Origin of the sequence: Klebsiella sp. Q2, assembly GCF_009900705.1 — a bacterium.
Taxonomy (GTDB): Bacteria; Pseudomonadota; Gammaproteobacteria; order Enterobacterales; family Enterobacteriaceae; genus Klebsiella; species Klebsiella quasipneumoniae.
This window is the reverse complement of record NZ_JAAABE010000001.1, coordinates 22,762-37,031: the sequence shown is the minus strand read 5'-3', so window position 1 is coordinate 37,031 and position 14,270 is coordinate 22,762. Positions and strand designations below refer to the sequence as shown.

At 49.7% G+C, this 14,270-nt stretch carries 27 protein-coding genes and 1 pseudogene; 25 read left to right on the top strand and 3 right to left on the bottom strand.

Going from position 1 to position 14,270, the window contains the following annotated elements; genetic code table 11:
* Positions 1 to 91: 91 nt before the first annotated feature.
* Both GT756_RS00245 and GT756_RS00240 read right to left on the bottom strand, forming a co-directional pair.
* Positions 92 to 268 carry a hypothetical protein gene (locus GT756_RS00245; RefSeq protein ID WP_160124493.1) on the bottom strand — a complete coding sequence of 59 codons (177 nt, stop codon included), beginning with the start codon at positions 266 to 268 and terminating at the stop codon, positions 92 to 94.
* Between the two features lie 173 nt (positions 269 to 441).
* Positions 442 to 843: a helix-turn-helix domain-containing protein gene (locus GT756_RS00240; RefSeq protein ID WP_064175995.1), complete on the bottom strand. Its 402-nt coding sequence runs from the start codon at positions 841 to 843 to the stop codon at positions 442 to 444.
* A gap of 85 nt (positions 844 to 928) precedes the next feature.
* Between GT756_RS00240 and GT756_RS00235 the strand changes: the two genes are divergently transcribed.
* From GT756_RS00235 to GT756_RS25675, 25 genes and pseudogenes are all read left to right on the top strand, one after another.
* Positions 929 to 1,201 carry a YdaS family helix-turn-helix protein gene (locus tag GT756_RS00235; RefSeq protein WP_309598408.1) on the top strand — a complete coding sequence of 91 codons (273 nt, stop codon included), beginning with the start codon at positions 929 to 931 and terminating at the stop codon, positions 1,199 to 1,201.
* On the top strand, positions 1,201 to 1,614 hold the full coding sequence (locus GT756_RS00230; RefSeq protein ID WP_070544645.1) for a toxin YdaT family protein: 414 nt from the start codon (positions 1,201 to 1,203) through the stop codon (positions 1,612 to 1,614). The genes GT756_RS00235 and GT756_RS00230 overlap by 1 nt, the downstream gene beginning before the upstream one ends.
* Positions 1,615 to 1,879: 265 nt before the next feature.
* Positions 1,880 to 2,974, top strand: coding sequence for a hypothetical protein (locus GT756_RS00225; protein ID WP_038435187.1), 1,095 nt, complete (start codon positions 1,880 to 1,882; stop codon positions 2,972 to 2,974).
* A 26-nt stretch (positions 2,975 to 3,000) separates the two neighbouring features.
* Entirely contained in the window at positions 3,001 to 3,396 is a 396-nt protein-coding gene (locus GT756_RS00220) for a hypothetical protein (protein ID WP_131135796.1), read from the top strand.
* Entirely contained in the window at positions 3,396 to 3,617 is a 222-nt protein-coding gene (locus GT756_RS00215) for a hypothetical protein (protein ID WP_023158880.1), read from the top strand. The genes GT756_RS00220 and GT756_RS00215 overlap by 1 nt, the downstream gene beginning before the upstream one ends.
* The gene (locus tag GT756_RS00210) at positions 3,610 to 4,395 is read left to right on the top strand and encodes a hypothetical protein (protein WP_135725425.1); all 786 of its coding nucleotides are present in this window, start codon (positions 3,610 to 3,612) and stop codon (positions 4,393 to 4,395) included. The genes GT756_RS00215 and GT756_RS00210 overlap by 8 nt, the downstream gene beginning before the upstream one ends.
* Positions 4,392 to 4,526 (top strand): hypothetical protein, encoded by a 135-nt coding sequence (locus tag GT756_RS26295; protein WP_004184751.1) that lies wholly within the window; start codon positions 4,392 to 4,394, stop codon positions 4,524 to 4,526. The genes GT756_RS00210 and GT756_RS26295 overlap by 4 nt, the downstream gene beginning before the upstream one ends.
* Positions 4,523 to 4,867 (top strand): hypothetical protein, encoded by a 345-nt coding sequence (locus GT756_RS00205; protein WP_048269262.1) that lies wholly within the window; start codon positions 4,523 to 4,525, stop codon positions 4,865 to 4,867. Before GT756_RS26295 ends, GT756_RS00205 begins: the two co-directional genes overlap by 4 nt.
* On the top strand, positions 4,860 to 5,504 hold the full coding sequence (locus GT756_RS00200) for a DUF550 domain-containing protein (protein ID WP_135725424.1): 645 nt from the start codon (positions 4,860 to 4,862) through the stop codon (positions 5,502 to 5,504). The genes GT756_RS00205 and GT756_RS00200 overlap by 8 nt, the downstream gene beginning before the upstream one ends.
* A 46-nt stretch (positions 5,505 to 5,550) precedes the next feature.
* Positions 5,551 to 5,820 carry a hypothetical protein gene (locus GT756_RS00195; protein WP_108452164.1) on the top strand — a complete coding sequence of 90 codons (270 nt, stop codon included), beginning with the start codon at positions 5,551 to 5,553 and terminating at the stop codon, positions 5,818 to 5,820.
* A 552-nt stretch (positions 5,821 to 6,372) separates the two neighbouring features.
* Positions 6,373 to 6,540 carry a hypothetical protein gene (locus GT756_RS25680; RefSeq protein WP_162921945.1) on the top strand — a complete coding sequence of 56 codons (168 nt, stop codon included), beginning with the start codon at positions 6,373 to 6,375 and terminating at the stop codon, positions 6,538 to 6,540.
* Between the two features lie 145 nt (positions 6,541 to 6,685).
* Positions 6,686 to 7,279: a recombination protein NinG gene (locus GT756_RS00190; protein ID WP_064169000.1), complete on the top strand. Its 594-nt coding sequence runs from the start codon at positions 6,686 to 6,688 to the stop codon at positions 7,277 to 7,279.
* Entirely contained in the window at positions 7,276 to 8,046 is a 771-nt protein-coding gene (locus GT756_RS00185; RefSeq protein ID WP_047718844.1) for a hypothetical protein, read from the top strand. Before GT756_RS00190 ends, GT756_RS00185 begins: the two co-directional genes overlap by 4 nt.
* Positions 8,043 to 8,672: pseudogene (locus tag GT756_RS00180) on the top strand (phage N-6-adenine-methyltransferase); the annotation flags it as partial. The gene GT756_RS00185 and the pseudogene GT756_RS00180, both read left to right, overlap by 4 nt.
* 26 nt (positions 8,673 to 8,698) lie before the next feature.
* Positions 8,699 to 9,277: a DUF1133 family protein gene (locus GT756_RS00175; protein ID WP_086540474.1), complete on the top strand. Its 579-nt coding sequence runs from the start codon at positions 8,699 to 8,701 to the stop codon at positions 9,275 to 9,277.
* Between the two features lie 150 nt (positions 9,278 to 9,427).
* Positions 9,428 to 9,667, top strand: a complete 240-nt coding sequence (locus GT756_RS00170; protein ID WP_001018764.1) for a hypothetical protein — start codon at positions 9,428 to 9,430, stop codon at positions 9,665 to 9,667.
* 165 nt (positions 9,668 to 9,832) lie between these two features.
* Positions 9,833 to 10,219, top strand: coding sequence for a phage holin family protein (locus GT756_RS00165; RefSeq protein ID WP_001294159.1), 387 nt, complete (start codon positions 9,833 to 9,835; stop codon positions 10,217 to 10,219).
* Entirely contained in the window at positions 10,206 to 10,487 is a 282-nt protein-coding gene (locus tag GT756_RS00160; RefSeq protein WP_000243811.1) for a phage holin family protein, read from the top strand. The genes GT756_RS00165 and GT756_RS00160 overlap by 14 nt, the downstream gene beginning before the upstream one ends.
* Positions 10,487 to 11,116 carry a glycoside hydrolase family 19 protein gene (locus GT756_RS00155; RefSeq protein ID WP_070991639.1) on the top strand — a complete coding sequence of 210 codons (630 nt, stop codon included), beginning with the start codon at positions 10,487 to 10,489 and terminating at the stop codon, positions 11,114 to 11,116. Before GT756_RS00160 ends, GT756_RS00155 begins: the two co-directional genes overlap by 1 nt.
* A 2-nt stretch (positions 11,117 to 11,118) precedes the next feature.
* On the top strand, positions 11,119 to 11,394 hold the full coding sequence (locus GT756_RS00150) for a hypothetical protein (protein ID WP_070991637.1): 276 nt from the start codon (positions 11,119 to 11,121) through the stop codon (positions 11,392 to 11,394).
* Entirely contained in the window at positions 11,345 to 11,542 is a 198-nt protein-coding gene (locus GT756_RS26065; protein WP_049026356.1) for a hypothetical protein, read from the top strand. The genes GT756_RS00150 and GT756_RS26065 overlap by 50 nt, the downstream gene beginning before the upstream one ends.
* A 70-nt stretch (positions 11,543 to 11,612) precedes the next feature.
* On the top strand, positions 11,613 to 12,101 hold the full coding sequence (locus tag GT756_RS00145) for a hypothetical protein (protein WP_031592522.1): 489 nt from the start codon (positions 11,613 to 11,615) through the stop codon (positions 12,099 to 12,101).
* A gap of 84 nt (positions 12,102 to 12,185) precedes the next feature.
* Positions 12,186 to 12,575, top strand: coding sequence for a hypothetical protein (locus GT756_RS00140; RefSeq protein WP_047666507.1), 390 nt, complete (start codon positions 12,186 to 12,188; stop codon positions 12,573 to 12,575).
* A gap of 403 nt (positions 12,576 to 12,978) precedes the next feature.
* Positions 12,979 to 13,617, top strand: a complete 639-nt coding sequence (locus GT756_RS00135; protein ID WP_065800055.1) for a hypothetical protein — start codon at positions 12,979 to 12,981, stop codon at positions 13,615 to 13,617.
* A gap of 32 nt (positions 13,618 to 13,649) precedes the next feature.
* A complete protein-coding gene (locus GT756_RS25675) occupies positions 13,650 to 13,793 on the top strand; it encodes a hypothetical protein (protein ID WP_165476474.1) in 144 nt (47 codons plus the stop codon).
* On the opposite strand, the gene GT756_RS00130 is transcribed toward GT756_RS25675, so the two are convergent.
* Positions 13,790 to 14,077 (bottom strand): DUF2622 domain-containing protein, encoded by a 288-nt coding sequence (locus GT756_RS00130; RefSeq protein WP_131135803.1) that lies wholly within the window; start codon positions 14,075 to 14,077, stop codon positions 13,790 to 13,792. The genes GT756_RS25675 and GT756_RS00130 overlap by 4 nt on opposite strands.
* Positions 14,078 to 14,270 lie beyond the last annotated feature (193 nt).

The window sequence follows — 14,270 nt, the reverse complement described above, 5'->3', positions numbered from 1 at the left end:
AAACAAGTGGTACTGCTTTAACTGAACCGCGTGCGCATAGCCGCATTCACTGCATTGCAAGGTCTGTTGCAAAGGTGGCCAACCTGAAAAATCAGATGGCCGTGAGTTTTAGGTAGCGCTGTTTTGTGTCAATGCAGCCAGTTGACAGGGTACGGCCATGGGTAAGGCGAACTTCTTTTTGCGCATTGCGTGCAACGCGGGTACGACCGAAGTAAACGGGATTGCCGGATTTCCGAACGGTGACCTTCAAGAGTCTTAATTTGCTCATACTTACCTCGTTTAGTTAGCCCTTATCGCCGGGTAGCGGAACGTTTAACCTATCGCACCGTTGTGTCGATGTACTTATGGTGAGCTACAGGCTAAATAAAATCAACCAAAAGATAAGTCAAAGGCTAAAAAAATACCGCCAATCGGCGGCATTCTTTTGAAATTGAAGTGAATTTATTTTTCTCTGGTAGTCGGATCTACGTTGTCAGAGTAAAAATCTTTGAGTTTTTGTAGCCGCATTTGGAATGCAGCCAGCATGTTGCGCCTCTCGATAGGCGGCAATTCGCGGAAAACTTCAATAAGTGCAATTTCGTCTTCAGTGTATGTCCCGCCGAGTTCCTCTGCTCCTGTAAGTATCCATGAGAGCGAGGTTTTAGCGGCCTTGGCTAGCTTGGCTGCTGACTCCTTGCTTATGGTTTCCCTCTTAAACCAGTTGGTTACAGAGGTAGGACTAACTCCCGCAATCCGAGCCATTTCTGTGCGAGACCAATGATTCACTTTCATCAGCTCATCAAGTCTTGCGGCAAGCGTGCTTTGTGGCTTTGAGCCTGATTCATGCTGGGTTTCTGTCTTCATAGCAACAATTGTAAGCCACTGGCTAACACATTAATAATTTCTTGTTGTTGATTTTTTTTAGCCATTAGCTCAATATAATTGCACAATGGCTAAAAGAGAGGTTCACATGTCAGGTCTTGATAAGGCAATTACAGCTGCAGGTGGCAAACGTCGGCTTGCACTTGCCTTGAACATTAAACCGTCGTCGCTGAGTCGATGGATCCATAAGTACCAGGGGCAAGTTCCACCAAAGCGCGTAATTCAGGTTTACGAGGCAACTGGAATTACTCCGCATGAGTTGCGTCCTGATCTTCACCCAAACCCAACCAGTGGCCTTCCTGAGAATGATACGGCTACAGCACAGAAGGAGTCTGATTGATGGAAATCAAACACGAGCACGTTGAAATGGTTCTGCTGGCCTGGGCTGCAGAAGTTGGTCAGGCGTTCGCGGCAAATGCTATCGCTGAGGAATATGCACGTATTGGCGGTAATCAACTGCGCCTGGTTCCGGGGAAAACCTGGAGTAACCAGCAGAACATTTTCCACCGCTGGTTGAAAGGTGAGACCGAACTACAGCGCGAGAAAATCCGTTTGCTGCTTCCGGCAATCCTGCGTGTTCTGCCGCGTGAAATCCGTCATCGCTTGAGCATCTTCGACACCATTGAGCGCCGGGCGCTGCTTGCGGCTCAGCACGCTATTGGAACGGCAATTGATGCTCACGATGACGCTATTGAAGCCGTCTACAGCAAGGCTTATCAGCCTGGAGCTGTTGAAGTGCCGAAGTACCACTGATTCCGGAGGTGGCTATGTGTAACCAGTCTGCTGCTGAATTGATTGCACGCCTTAAAAAGGCTTATCCGTCGTATGTGCCATCCGAAGGGGATTGCGCAAGTAACGGGATACCCAAGGCGGGAGCACGCTTTCAGCACAGACACAAGGGGCACATGGTGACGGTACTCACGGCAACTGAGAAAGACGTTTCCTATCGGAGAGACTGCGGAACTGTTGGCTGGATGGGGTTACGTGAGTTTTTACGGCTACACAATGAGGTTTTGGTATGAGCAATCAGGTCTTTGAAATTGTTCAGGCCATGTCAGGGCAGGGGAACTGCATAACGATTCCCGGCCCGTATCTGGATTTCTTTGCAGGAGACAGGCAGCAGCATTTGCTGGCAGCGATTCTCAACCAACTGGTGTTCTGGTCGGGTAAGTCGAGTCTGGATGATGGCTGGTTTTACAAGGAGCATGCGGCGCTTGCGAAAGAGGTACGCGCTAAAGATGGCGATGTTGTCCGAAAAGCGATGTTCAAAATTACGGATCAGTACCTGTCAGGCGTCATCGAAGAAGAGCTTCGCCAGGTCGGTGGAACACCCAAAAAGCATTACCGAATTGACCAGGAAGCGCTGATTTCACGGATATTCCCGCAAATACTGGATTCGGCTCAAGAGCCGAATGGGAATAAGTCACTGAAAGTAATGGAAACGGCTTATAAGCCGAATGCAATCGGCGCAAAAGCCGAATCGAAGCAAGTTACTGAAAATAATGGAAACGGCTCTCAAGCCGAATGCATTCGTCCCAAGAGCCGAATGGAAACGGCTCATGAGCCGAATCCTGGAAACGGCTCTCAAGCCGAATCCTATCTCTATACAGATCTTAAAAACAGATCATTACATACAGATCATAAAAACCACGCGGGAGAGATTTCTCCTGTGGATAACTTTTCTGAATCGACTCAAAAAACTGTCATCCCGGAAGCAGTCATTCCTGACGCTACCGAAGCCAGTAACCTGGCTACCGATGACGATTTCGACCTCGCTACGTGGTTCTGGTCGACCATCATCGAGCTGTACGAACGCGCAGCAGAGTTCGACGGCACTCTGGCAAAACCAAGAGAGCCGAACTTCTCAGCCTGGGCGCAAGAAATTTGCATGCTGCGCCAGGAGCACGGCTGCAGCCATGACCAAATCCGCACCATGATTGAGCGCATTCAGCGCGATCAGTTCTGGTGCTCCCGAGTTCAATCCGTGAAAACCCTACGCAGCAAATGGCAGGAGCTGGCTCTGAAGTTATGCCCGGCAAACCTGGCAACCGGCAGCTCGTTCGGTGTGAGCAGCAAACTGGATACCGACATCCCGAAAGGTTTCCGGGGCTAACAAATTTAACCGTGAGGATATCTCTGATGGAAAAAATTACTGACGTGCTGAAAGAGCTGGAGAAGGTCACCTGCCGTGAGCTGGCTGTCTATTTCGACCTGACAGCGCCTGAAATGCTGGCCCGCCTGATGGTGCTGGAGCGCGAAGGCAAAGCGCAAAACCTGAATGGCTACTGGATGCCGGGTGGAAGCACCGAGCCCGTAGCGGTAACCAGCAAACTCACAGAACTGGATATCAAACTGCTCCAGTCGGTGCCGGTTGGAGTCTGGTTTGAGTGGCAGTCCCTGGCAGGTTTTGTTGATCGCCCTCGCTACCGCTGCGAGCGTCTGGTGGCCGCCGGGTTTATGAATTCGAAAGTTACTAACCCTGCTAATCCGCACCACGGCACTAAATTCCAGAAAATCCGCGAGGTGAGCCGGTGATGCGAGAAATACCTGATTGCCCGGTCTGTGGTTCAGCTGCGGAGTTTTATTTTCGGGATTACCAGGCTGGCGCCTGTTCCGGGGCCCTGAGATGCCCTTACGGACATCTCCGCGTACAGGATAGCTACTGGGCTGGTGGCAAGAGCAAATCGAAAATCCGGCTGATTGAAAAATGGTCTCAGCAGGTCGAACAGAAAAAAGGTGAAGTGAAAAATGGCTAAAAACTCGATCGACGCGTATGGCGCCAGCGGCAAAACCAACGTTCTGATGTTCGAACCAGAAAAACTGCATCTGGTAACCGACAAAGATCACCCGCTTTACGATGAGCGTATCCACCTGCCTATCAGCGAAGCAATGGTACTGAACATCATGGACCAGGGCGTTCTTGAGCCGATTATCGTCTGGAAAGATCCCGAAAGCGGGCTGGCCTGTGTGGTGGATGGTCGTCAGCGCGTGCGTCATACCCTGGAGGCTAATAAGCGCTTGGTTAAACAGGGTGAATCTCCATTACTGGTTCCTGCGGTAACTAAACGCGGATCAGCCGTTCGCATGGCACAGGCGATGGTAAGTGCTAACGAAATCCGCCAGGCAGATACGCCACTGGGCCGAGCAAAGAAAATGGCTGATGCGCTGGAGCGCGGGCACGACGAGGACGATTTAGCGCTGATGTTTGGCGTGAGTGTCCAGACCGTACGCGCAACTCTGTCACTGCTGGATGCCACCCAGGCTGTTCGCGATGCAGTGGAGTCCGGAACGGTCACAGTTACCCAGGCGCGTCAGCTGGCATCGCTTAAACCTGAAGAGCAGCGGGAGAAGGTATCTGAAATCGAAGCGGCAACTGCTGGCACAACCGGCCACGAAAAAGCCCGTCGGCAACGTCAGATACTCGGTGAAGCAAAGCCGCGTATCAAATCACGCAAGGAAATTGCAAAAGCCCTCGAAGATGCCAGCGGCGAATATGCCGAGGCTCTGCGCTGGGTGCTTGGAGAGGCGGTATGAATATTGATCCTGAGAATTACAGCAAATATACCCTGCGTCGGTTCGCCGCCTTGTTAGATGTGATCTGCTGGGTGCTGATTGCCGTAGTAACCGTTGGTATCTGCATGTTTATTGAATGGTGGGCAGCATGAGTAAATCACTGAACGCACGTTGCATCCGCCGCTGGGAAGTTGAATTTAAACCATTCTGCGACTCAAAGCGCAATCCGTACTGGCGCAAGCGTGACCTTCGTGGGTATATCCGCGAAGCGGCGCTTACCACCGCTTACAGTATGGTCGAGAGCATGGCTGAACGTAACGCCAAAGTTGACTTTGACGGCTCCCTACAAGGCTGGACTCCTGAGTTCTCAGAATGGTACCGGAAGCGTCGTGAAGTGTATCTCAAAGAAGCCCGCGACCAACTGAATGAAGAAGCTACCAACGACGAGATCGACGAAGAAATAGAGAACGAACTGGAGGCCTGGAATGACTGATATCGCCACATTCACTAATGAGCAATTAATCGCCGTGTGCCGTGCTGACGTGGCGGAAATGTCGAAGTTTTTAAAAGAGGGTGAATTCAGCAATCCGTCCCGCGCAGCTATGTATTTGCGTATTACTGAAATCGCATTGGCAGCGCTGATGGGGGAGTTCTCATTTGCTCGCAATCAGGTTCGCCGTGAACACGCTGAATGGTCAAAGGCTACCTTCGGCAATGTGGGCCCGGTTGGCCCGCTGAATCACCTCAGCAAAGAAGCACTGGAAGCCGCTGCCGAGCCTGGCGACCTGTCGGAATGGGCTGATATGCAATTCCTGCTGTGGGACGCCCAGCACCGGGCTGGTATTACAGACGAGCAAATAACCCAGGCGATGATCGATAAGCTGGCGGTAAACAAACAGCGCTCATGGCCGGAGCCGAAAGACGGAGAGCCGCGGTTGCACATCAAAGAGCAGCCAGCGCCGGTAGCGCCGGTAGTACCGGATTTCAAAAAACTGGCTCGCGAACTGGTTGATAATCTCGTCGATTGCGGCGGACTGGATGAAGGGGTGAAAGAGAAGTATCTGGAGTGGGCGGAGAAAACCTGCCGCGCCGCCATGCTCGCAGCCGCCCGGCAGGAGGTGAAACCATAAAACGCAAACACGATATTTGTTATCAACAAATCACAGGTTTGTATTTATGCGAATGATAACCAGAAAGAAACCGGCCTTCACTGAGCTGTATCAGACCGGCGTATTAACGCGCATAGCCGCGGTAAAAAGCCCCGACGGTGGCGGCTGGCGATTGTTCGGATTGTGGCGGGGAAAGGAAATAGCTGTGTTTGTGGAGGCTGCTCGCGGAGGGATTCGCGAGTGGTCTGGCCTGGACTACCTTGCCAACTTCTGCGCGAGCTGTGGCATTAGCCTGTGGGAAGTTCACAACAAGATAGCCGAAAAATCCCCTCAATGAGACCCCGCTTCGGCGGGTTTGTTTAATCATAAGAGAATCTTGAACATTTCTATTCCTTATGTGAGTAAATAGGGGGTTGCACGCTATACAAAATATGCATCACCCATTCTTATAGTTTTTTATGCTGTATAGTACAGAATTGTAATCGTTAAGCTCTGAAGTTACATGAAGACCTTTAGTTAGGTTAAATAGGGTGTTGCGCACAACACAAAATGTGCATTCTTTGTCGCGGTAGTGTTTTCTGCTACTCAATTTTTCCTGTAATTAATTAAATCCTGAAATTGGCTAAATTCTTTTATCTGAGTGAAATAGGGGGTTGCGCCAGAGAAAAAATGTGAATGACTTTTTTATATTTTTTTCTTTCATTTAAGATATTGAATTTATTTATTTTTATATTTTTGTTTTCATTCACCCCTTCCCGTGAAAATAGGGTCTTGATGGGCGATTTAAATATGTCATTGTATTCCAGAACGTCGCGAGTTCATTTTTAGCCATCCCTGTACAGGAAAAGCAAAAACCAATATTTATGGAATAATCACAAGGTGCTAACTAATGAGTGAAAAAGAGATTATTGAAGCAATTCGCATTCTGGGGCGTTATGTCGTTGATAGTCTGCCAGGGGGGATTTTTGTTCTTACCCCATTAGAGGATGGGGAAATCATAAATACCGAGGAATCTCACAAGCAATGCAAAAGCTTCTTCCGGAAGAAGAAAAGCTGATTTATACTAATCACTTCGGCTGAACACCGAACCTATCGCGCCATCACCGGAGAAAAGTGATGACGCAAAAACGCAGTAATTCCATTCAACGCCGTGCCTCCGTGCGCGGTGTTTTTGCTTGTCTGTCGCACCAGGGCGGTGCGATATGAGAGATCCCCGTCGCAGATGCAAAGCACCCGGCTGCGGTGCCTGGTTCAATCTGACCTATTCGAATGTTTACTGGTGCTGCGAAGAGCATAAGCTCCAGTACCTCGCATTTCAGCGTGAAAAGCAGAAAGCCAAAGCGCAAGACCGATTAAAAAATAAACCCCTTCACCATATCCGCCCTGAACGAACGACGGCGGAAAAATCCCTGAGCCACTGGCTTGAAGTCACTGAACGCGTGGTTAACACACTATGTCGTGAGCTGGCCCTTGCCAATGGAGAAGGGTGCATTTCCTGTGGAACTCATAACGCTGCTGTCTGGCATGCCGGGCATTATCGGACTGTCGCTAAAGCGTCTCATCTGCGGTTTACCCGCATCAATATCAATCTCCAGTGCGATGAATGCAACGTCGGCAAGTCCGGGAATATTAAGGCCTACCGTATAGGTCTGGTTGCAAAATACGATGAGGCTACAGTGCAGGGGCTTGATAACGACAACAGAATCCATCGCTGGACAATTGAAGAGCTGGAAGCCATCCGCGCCGAAGCATACGCCGAGTTACGCGCGCTGAAAAAATCGCAGGAGGCAGCATGAGCAAAGGGACTGTTATTTGCCTCTGTGATTTAACCGGGAAAATGGCTGAGCCATGGGTTGAGGCTGGCTATCGCGCCGTCTTGGTGGATCCGCAGCATCCAGAGACTTGCATTGATGGGGGATATGAAAATATTTCGGCAACCATTCTGGAAGCGATGCCACGGCTTTCTCAAATTATTCGTACTGAGAACATTGTCATGGTTATTGGTTTTCCGCCATGCACAGACGTGGCTGTTTCCGGTTCCCGGTGGTTCGAGGCTAAACGAGCCAAAGACCCGCATTTTCAGGCCAAAGCTGCGCTGGTCGCTGAGCAATGCCGAATGATTGGAATGGTGACTGGTTGTCCGTGGGCGTTTGAAAACCCGGTCAGCGTATTCAGCAGTATTTTCGGCTCATCCGATTACACGTTCCATCCCTACCAGTTCACTGGGCTGTGCGCGGATGACAACTACACGAAGCAGACCTGCCTCTGGACGGGTAACGGCTTCAAGGCGCCGGCAGAGAATATGCACCCGATGGTTGAAGCGGCTATCGACGCCGTGAAGCTGGCGTGCGGCAGGATGGTGCCGAAGAAGAAGGCAATCGAGGTCATCTCAGGAACATCTTTCGCCGGATTGGTGACTGACTGGTATCCGGACAACCGCATTCACGAATGCCCTCCTGGCGACGATCGCGCCAACATCCGAAGCGCAACTCCACTTGGCTTTGCAAAAGCAGTATTTCTCTCAAACGCTCCTCACCTCAATAAAAACCAGGAGGTCGCATGACTAATTCTTACTGTGAAGCTCTTACAGCGCTGCGTTCAGCGCCCCATCACTATTTAAAAGAAGTCGGCGACCAGTGGCGGACTCCGGATCTGCTGTTCTGGGGTATTAACGCGATGTTTGGCCCGCTGATGCTGGACCTGTTCGCAGACGACAACAATGCAAAATGCCCCGTCTGGTTTACCGCAGAAGATAACGCGCTGACACAGGACTGGTCAGGGCGTCTGGGTGAACTCGGCGGCGCAGCTTACGGAAACCCGCCTTACAGCCGCTCTCAGTACCACGAAAAGCAAGCTATCACTGGCATGACGCACATCATGAACTATGCAGCTGCGCAACGAGAGAAGAGCGGTCGCTATGTCTTCCTGGTGAAGTCAGCCACAAGCGAAACGTGGTGGCCGGAAGATGCGGATCACGTCTGCTTTATTCGTGGGCGAATTGGTTTCGATCTGCCCGAGTGGTTTAAGCCAGCCGACGACAAACAAAGGCCGACCAGTGCGTTTTTCGCTGGCGCCATTGTCGTGTTTGATAAGTCATGGGCTGGCGAGCGGTTTAGTTACATCAATCGAGCGGAACTCGAAGCGAAGGGCCGCGCATTTATGTCGCTGGCGCAGTTTGCTGCTGGACAGAGCAATACCCAAAATGAGGTGAATGTATGATCAACCCTTCTGAAGTTGGTAAGGCAGGTGAAATGATTCGCCTCCGTACGCTGGAAAGCATCTGGATACAGGGAAAGCTGCGCATGTGGGGCCGCTGGTCATACATTGGAGGCGGTAGCGGCGGCAACATGTTTAACCAGCTATTGGCATCCGGGAAGATAACGAAAACTGCCATCAATGACGCACTGCGCCGTATGAAGAAATCGGGCATTACCAAACCTGAGTTGGAAGCCTTCTTCAAGGAAATCCTCAGCGGTAAAAATAAAAGCGGCCTGGCGTTTTGTACTGACGAGGAGGGATTGAAAATTGATTCAGTGCTTAGCACCGAGCTTGTGCGCTCCGGGAATAAAGCTCTCTATAAGCTAATCAAGGATCGGTATGTTTATCGCATGAGCAAGAAGGCCATGGCAAAAGAGCTAAACGAAAAGCATCCAGAATGGTGCTTGAGGACTTGCGAGAGCAGGATCGATGTTTGGCTAAATTTAGCGGAATCGATGCTTTACGCACCAATGTGTGATGCGTTTGGCACAAATAGCGACAGATTTTACTTGAATAGTTGCGCGGGAAGTGCTTGAATTGTGATAGGCTCGGGACGTTAAAGCGAACTGAGTAGCAGAACCAAAAAAACCCGCTTAAAGGCGGGTTTTGTGCGAAAAATAGCCACTCCAAGATGGCCCATTAAAGCATGGTAAAATACGTGTTAACCCCACAAAGAGGAGTTAGACATGGCTATTACCCTGCATCAAAAAGAAATCATGATTCTCATGACGGACCCCAACTTAAAAGTGCCGGTCCAACACACCAACTTCCCTTTTGAGCATCCATACAAAATTGATTCGGCTATAGAGCAGCTATATCGGATGGGATACATTACAGCAATACAGACGAAATCTGATTCTAGTTGGCTCGCCACTTCAATCACACCAAAAGGTTATGTCTTTCTTAACGAGGCAGGGTTGGTTTAATAGAATTTCAGCAACTGTGTATATCAAAAGTAAAACCCCGCTTCGGCGGGTTTTTTCATTTATGGCCCAGGCTAAAAATTGCATATTAACCGTGAAACGCATAAGCCTGCGGCCTGAATTCTTTCCCCTCGTTCTGAGAGGATTCACAGCAATTGAGGGGGACCGATGTCCGAACCAATAACCGGCACAGGCTTAGCTGGTGGTGCTTTAACTGGGGCGAGTGTTTACGGGCTGTTAACCGGTACTGACTACGGTGTTGTATTCGGGGCATTTGCCGGTTCTGTCTTTTATATAGCGACAGCGGCCGATTTGAGCGCCCCACGACGGATGGCCTATTTCGTTGTGTCCTATATCGCTGGAGTTCTGTGCTCCGGGCTGGTCGGTTCTAAGTTATCCGACCTGACTGGGTATAACGATAAGCCTCTGGATGCTATTGGTGCCGTAATCATTTCGGCATTGGCCGTGAAAATACTTACTTTCCTGAACAATCAGGATATTGGCTCGCTGGTGGCGCTAATAACGCGCCGGGGAGGTTCCGGTGGTACTAAATGATCCTACTGCAACCATCAATGCGCTGTTATGTGCTGGTGTCGTTGTTACATTGATGTTCTATCGCCGCAGAGACTCACGTCATCGTAAGTGGGTGTCGCGGCTGGCATGGCTGATAACAGTGATATACAGCTCTGTGCCGTTGGCGTATCTGTGCGGCATCTATCCCTATTCATCATGGCCCACCATCGCGGCCAATATCATGATCCTTGTCGTGCTGCTGAGCGTAAGAGGCAATGTAGCGCGGCTGGTTGATGCACTGAGGCACTAATGAATCAAACACAATTCCAGAAGGCGGCTGGTATCAGCGCCGGGTTAGCTGCGCGCTGGTATCCGCATATTACAGCCGCGATGAAAGAGTTTGGCATCACTTCCGCTATCGACCAGGCGATGTTCATTGCTCAGTGCGGCCATGAAAGCCTTGGGTTTAACAGGGTAGTGGAGAATTTCAACTACAGCATCGCCGGGCTTGCTGATTTTGTTCGTTACGGCAGGTTAACACAGGCTCAGGCCAATTCCCTCGGGCGCAGCCAGTCGGAAACAGTATTACCTCTGGAGCGCCAGCGGGCTATCGCCAATATTGTCTATAGCAAGCGGTTGGGTAACAACAGAGCAACTGATGGCTGGGTTTATCGAGGGCGCGGACTTATTCAAATAACCGGACTTTCTAATTACCGGGACTGCGGCAACGGGCTGAAGGTTGATCTTGTGGCACAGCCAGAATTACTGGAGCAGTCCTCCTACGCGGCCTGTAGTGCAGCGTGGTTCTATGTCTCAAAAGGTTGCTTGAAATATCCGGGTGATCTTGCCCGGGTTACGCAGATTATCAACGGCGGACAAAACGGGATTAATAACCGGCGCGCTCGCTTCCTGAAAGCAAAATCGGTACTGGTGGTGTGATCATGGGAATCGAAGCTATCGCGGGGCTGGTGGTTGTCATCCTGGGTGCTATCGCTGGCGCGTTCGGTATTGGTCATGCTCGCGGGACCAGTAAGGCAGAAGCCAAAGCCGATCAGCAGCGTACCGAAGAGAACGCCGCCGCCACCGTCGCCGCGGCAGAACGTAAGGCAGAAGTCACGAAAGAGGCAAGCGATGTACAGCAGACTGTTAGCCATATGCCTGATGACGATGTTGATCGGGAGCTGCGCAAAAAGTTTACCCGCCCCGGTAGTCGTTGATACGGCCTGCAACTGGGTTCGCATTATCTACCTGACCGACCACGATATTGACGTGCTGGATATGCAGACCAAGCGCGACATTCTGGCGCACAACAAATCAGTGCTGGTGAACTGCCCGCAACAAACCGACAAGGCTACTAATAGCTAATAAAAACTGTTGCATCAACACAGCATGAGCATTATATCAGGGAAGACGACACAGTAAGGAGTGCTGCAAGATGAACTTAATGATGGGTGTATTCGGTTCCAGCAACAGGGGAAAAAGTGAAACGCTAATATTTCTGATAAAACTGTTTGAGCAAAGTGATCGCTATGCATCCTTTATGGCAGCAAAACCCCACCCTGGTGGAGAAAAGGATCTTATAGCTGTATTTGAGCGTGATGGACTTAAGATTGGGATATCCACTTTGGGGGATTTGGGCTCTCAGGTTGAAAAATCTACCAAAGAGTTAGCTGAGATGGGATGCAACGTGATCATCACTGCTACACGAACTCAGAAGAAAACAGTTGTTGCTTTTGAAAAGGTTGCTGAAGAGTTCAGTTTCAAAAAACTGTGGTTTGAAAAAAACAACAATATGAATGATTGTTGCAATAATTGGCCTAGTAAGCAGGAAGGGTTTGAGGCAATAAAAAGAAGCCGCTTTAATCAAAGTAATATGATGGATGCCAGTTTTATATTTAGCTACATTGACGGATTACCAGGTTGATTCGTTGGCAATAAATATCAAATACAAGTAAATACGATGCCTCGCAATAGCGGGGCTTTTTATTACCAGAAGCAGGAGAAGAAAATGTTTACCGTTAAGCAGATTATTAACAACGCCACCTCATTGTATGAGGCAAAAGAAATCACCGTTGCTCGCCCTGGCTCTGAGCAATGGCGTCAGGCTTTTGCTCTTGCTGATGAACTGGATGTTATGGCGCCTGATATCATTGAGCATATCCCGATGTCCTATGAGGACCAAGATATGACGAAACCAGTTGGCGATGAGCATCAACTAACGGTCGAGCGTACTGGAGCAAACCGGGCTGATTGCATTGCCATTATTTGTTCAGGTATTCCTTCACCAGCTTTCCCGGACATCCCTGAGCTTGGTGGTGTTGGCTACCAGTTCCTTTACAAGGGCGATCAGATTTACATCACCAATAGCCACGGTTCGACCATTGAAACCGTGAAGTAGGTCATTACAGAGCCACCTTACGAGATGGCTCGATAATGCTTACCCGACAAGAAGCATAGATCTGGTGTCAACCAAAGAGGTGATCCACATCTTGACGGCTCGCAAAGACGAGAAGTGGCGGCGCAACTCTGAGAAGAAGTGGCAATGTTGCGAAATAAATTCTGTGCGTGGTACCTGACAAAATTAACGGAAAGATAAGGGCGCGATGATGTTCTATTACATCTGGAATGGCTTATTAATCCTCGTCACCATAGGCTTACCTATTGTTTTGATGATCGCTTCAAACGGTGCTCAGCCTACTTTTATGTCCTGCCGCGAAATGCGTACCCGCTACGGTACTCCTCAGAAGAAACCGAGGGGCAATAACAGCGCCTGATAACTTCGCTTACTCTGGAACAAGCTTATGGCTACGATTAAGGATTTATCCCGGCAACTTCAGACGTTGCAGAAGCAAATCCCCTATGCCACAGCTCAGGCTATGACAGCCGTTGTTCGTCAGATTGCAGCAGCGCAAAAAGTAGCTTTGGGTCGGAAGCTGGAATCGCCAACGCCGTTCACGGTCAATGCAGTGGGTTCTTCAGGGGCCCGCAAGAACGATCTTCGCGCAAAGGTTTATGTGCGAGATATAGCCGCGGGTTACCTGGAGCCTTTCGAGTTTGGCGGCGATCATAAGCTGAATAGCTCTGCTCTGCTTAACCCCAAAAATATCAAGCTGAACAAATACGGCAACATGCCGCGAAATAAACTTTCGCAGTTGAAAGCAAAGTCAAATGTTTTTATTGGCGATGTGAACAATGTCAATGCGGTCTGGCAACGTCGCAAACCAAAACCGGCGAAGAAGAAGAGGGCTAAGCGCTCCCCCAATGGCACGCGCAGGCCTAAACCAAAACAGCGGCCACCTAAGCTGCTGGTGAGGTTTGGTGATGCGCTTCCTGTAACCCCAGTGCTAGGGTATATGGACCGTTCAAAAGCGATGGCAGAGGCTTTAATGCCTGCTGCCCTAAGCCGCGCTATCGCGGATGCGATCAGGACAGCAAAATAACCTATTCAATAAATTAGTGAGAGGGTACTGAAATGGATGAAAAAGAATTTAAAAATGTTATCGTGCTGCTGCTTGAGGATGTAAAGCGTCTTCAGGAGTTAGAGCCAAATGCAGGCACTGAAGCCCGCATTTGGTTAGCAAATAATGCACTTGATTCAGGTGATCATGAGGGTTAAGCATCATCAAGATTAGCGAACCAGCGGCCAGCTGATTTAGTCACCATGATTTTGGGATTCTTGCGTATTTTTTCTGCAATTGATTCAGCTAACTCACCGACAGCAGCTTTATCTTTTGTCTCGCTTTCATAGCTATATTCGGCATTAGGTAGCATGAGAACACTATCACTCGTCGTCATTGCAACCGTTCGGGAAAAACCTTGGGCCTCCATTTTTTGGTGAAGCTCATCGTAGTCAGCATCCTGAGAATTTCTCAATTCGACACGAACACTAAATTTTGCCATTTCTTATCCTTGCGGGCTGTGTGAGAGCTGTCAGCATACCATTGAGCCTGATGTGGCGAAATGACAGGCAAATCAGGGTGCGGTGATCCCCCTCTGGGTTTTGGGTCCTTCCTGAGACTTTTGTAAGGCACGGGCATTGCGCGCCGCAGTGTTTTCCTAGCTACAAGTTTTCAAATTTGGGTAACAGGTAACA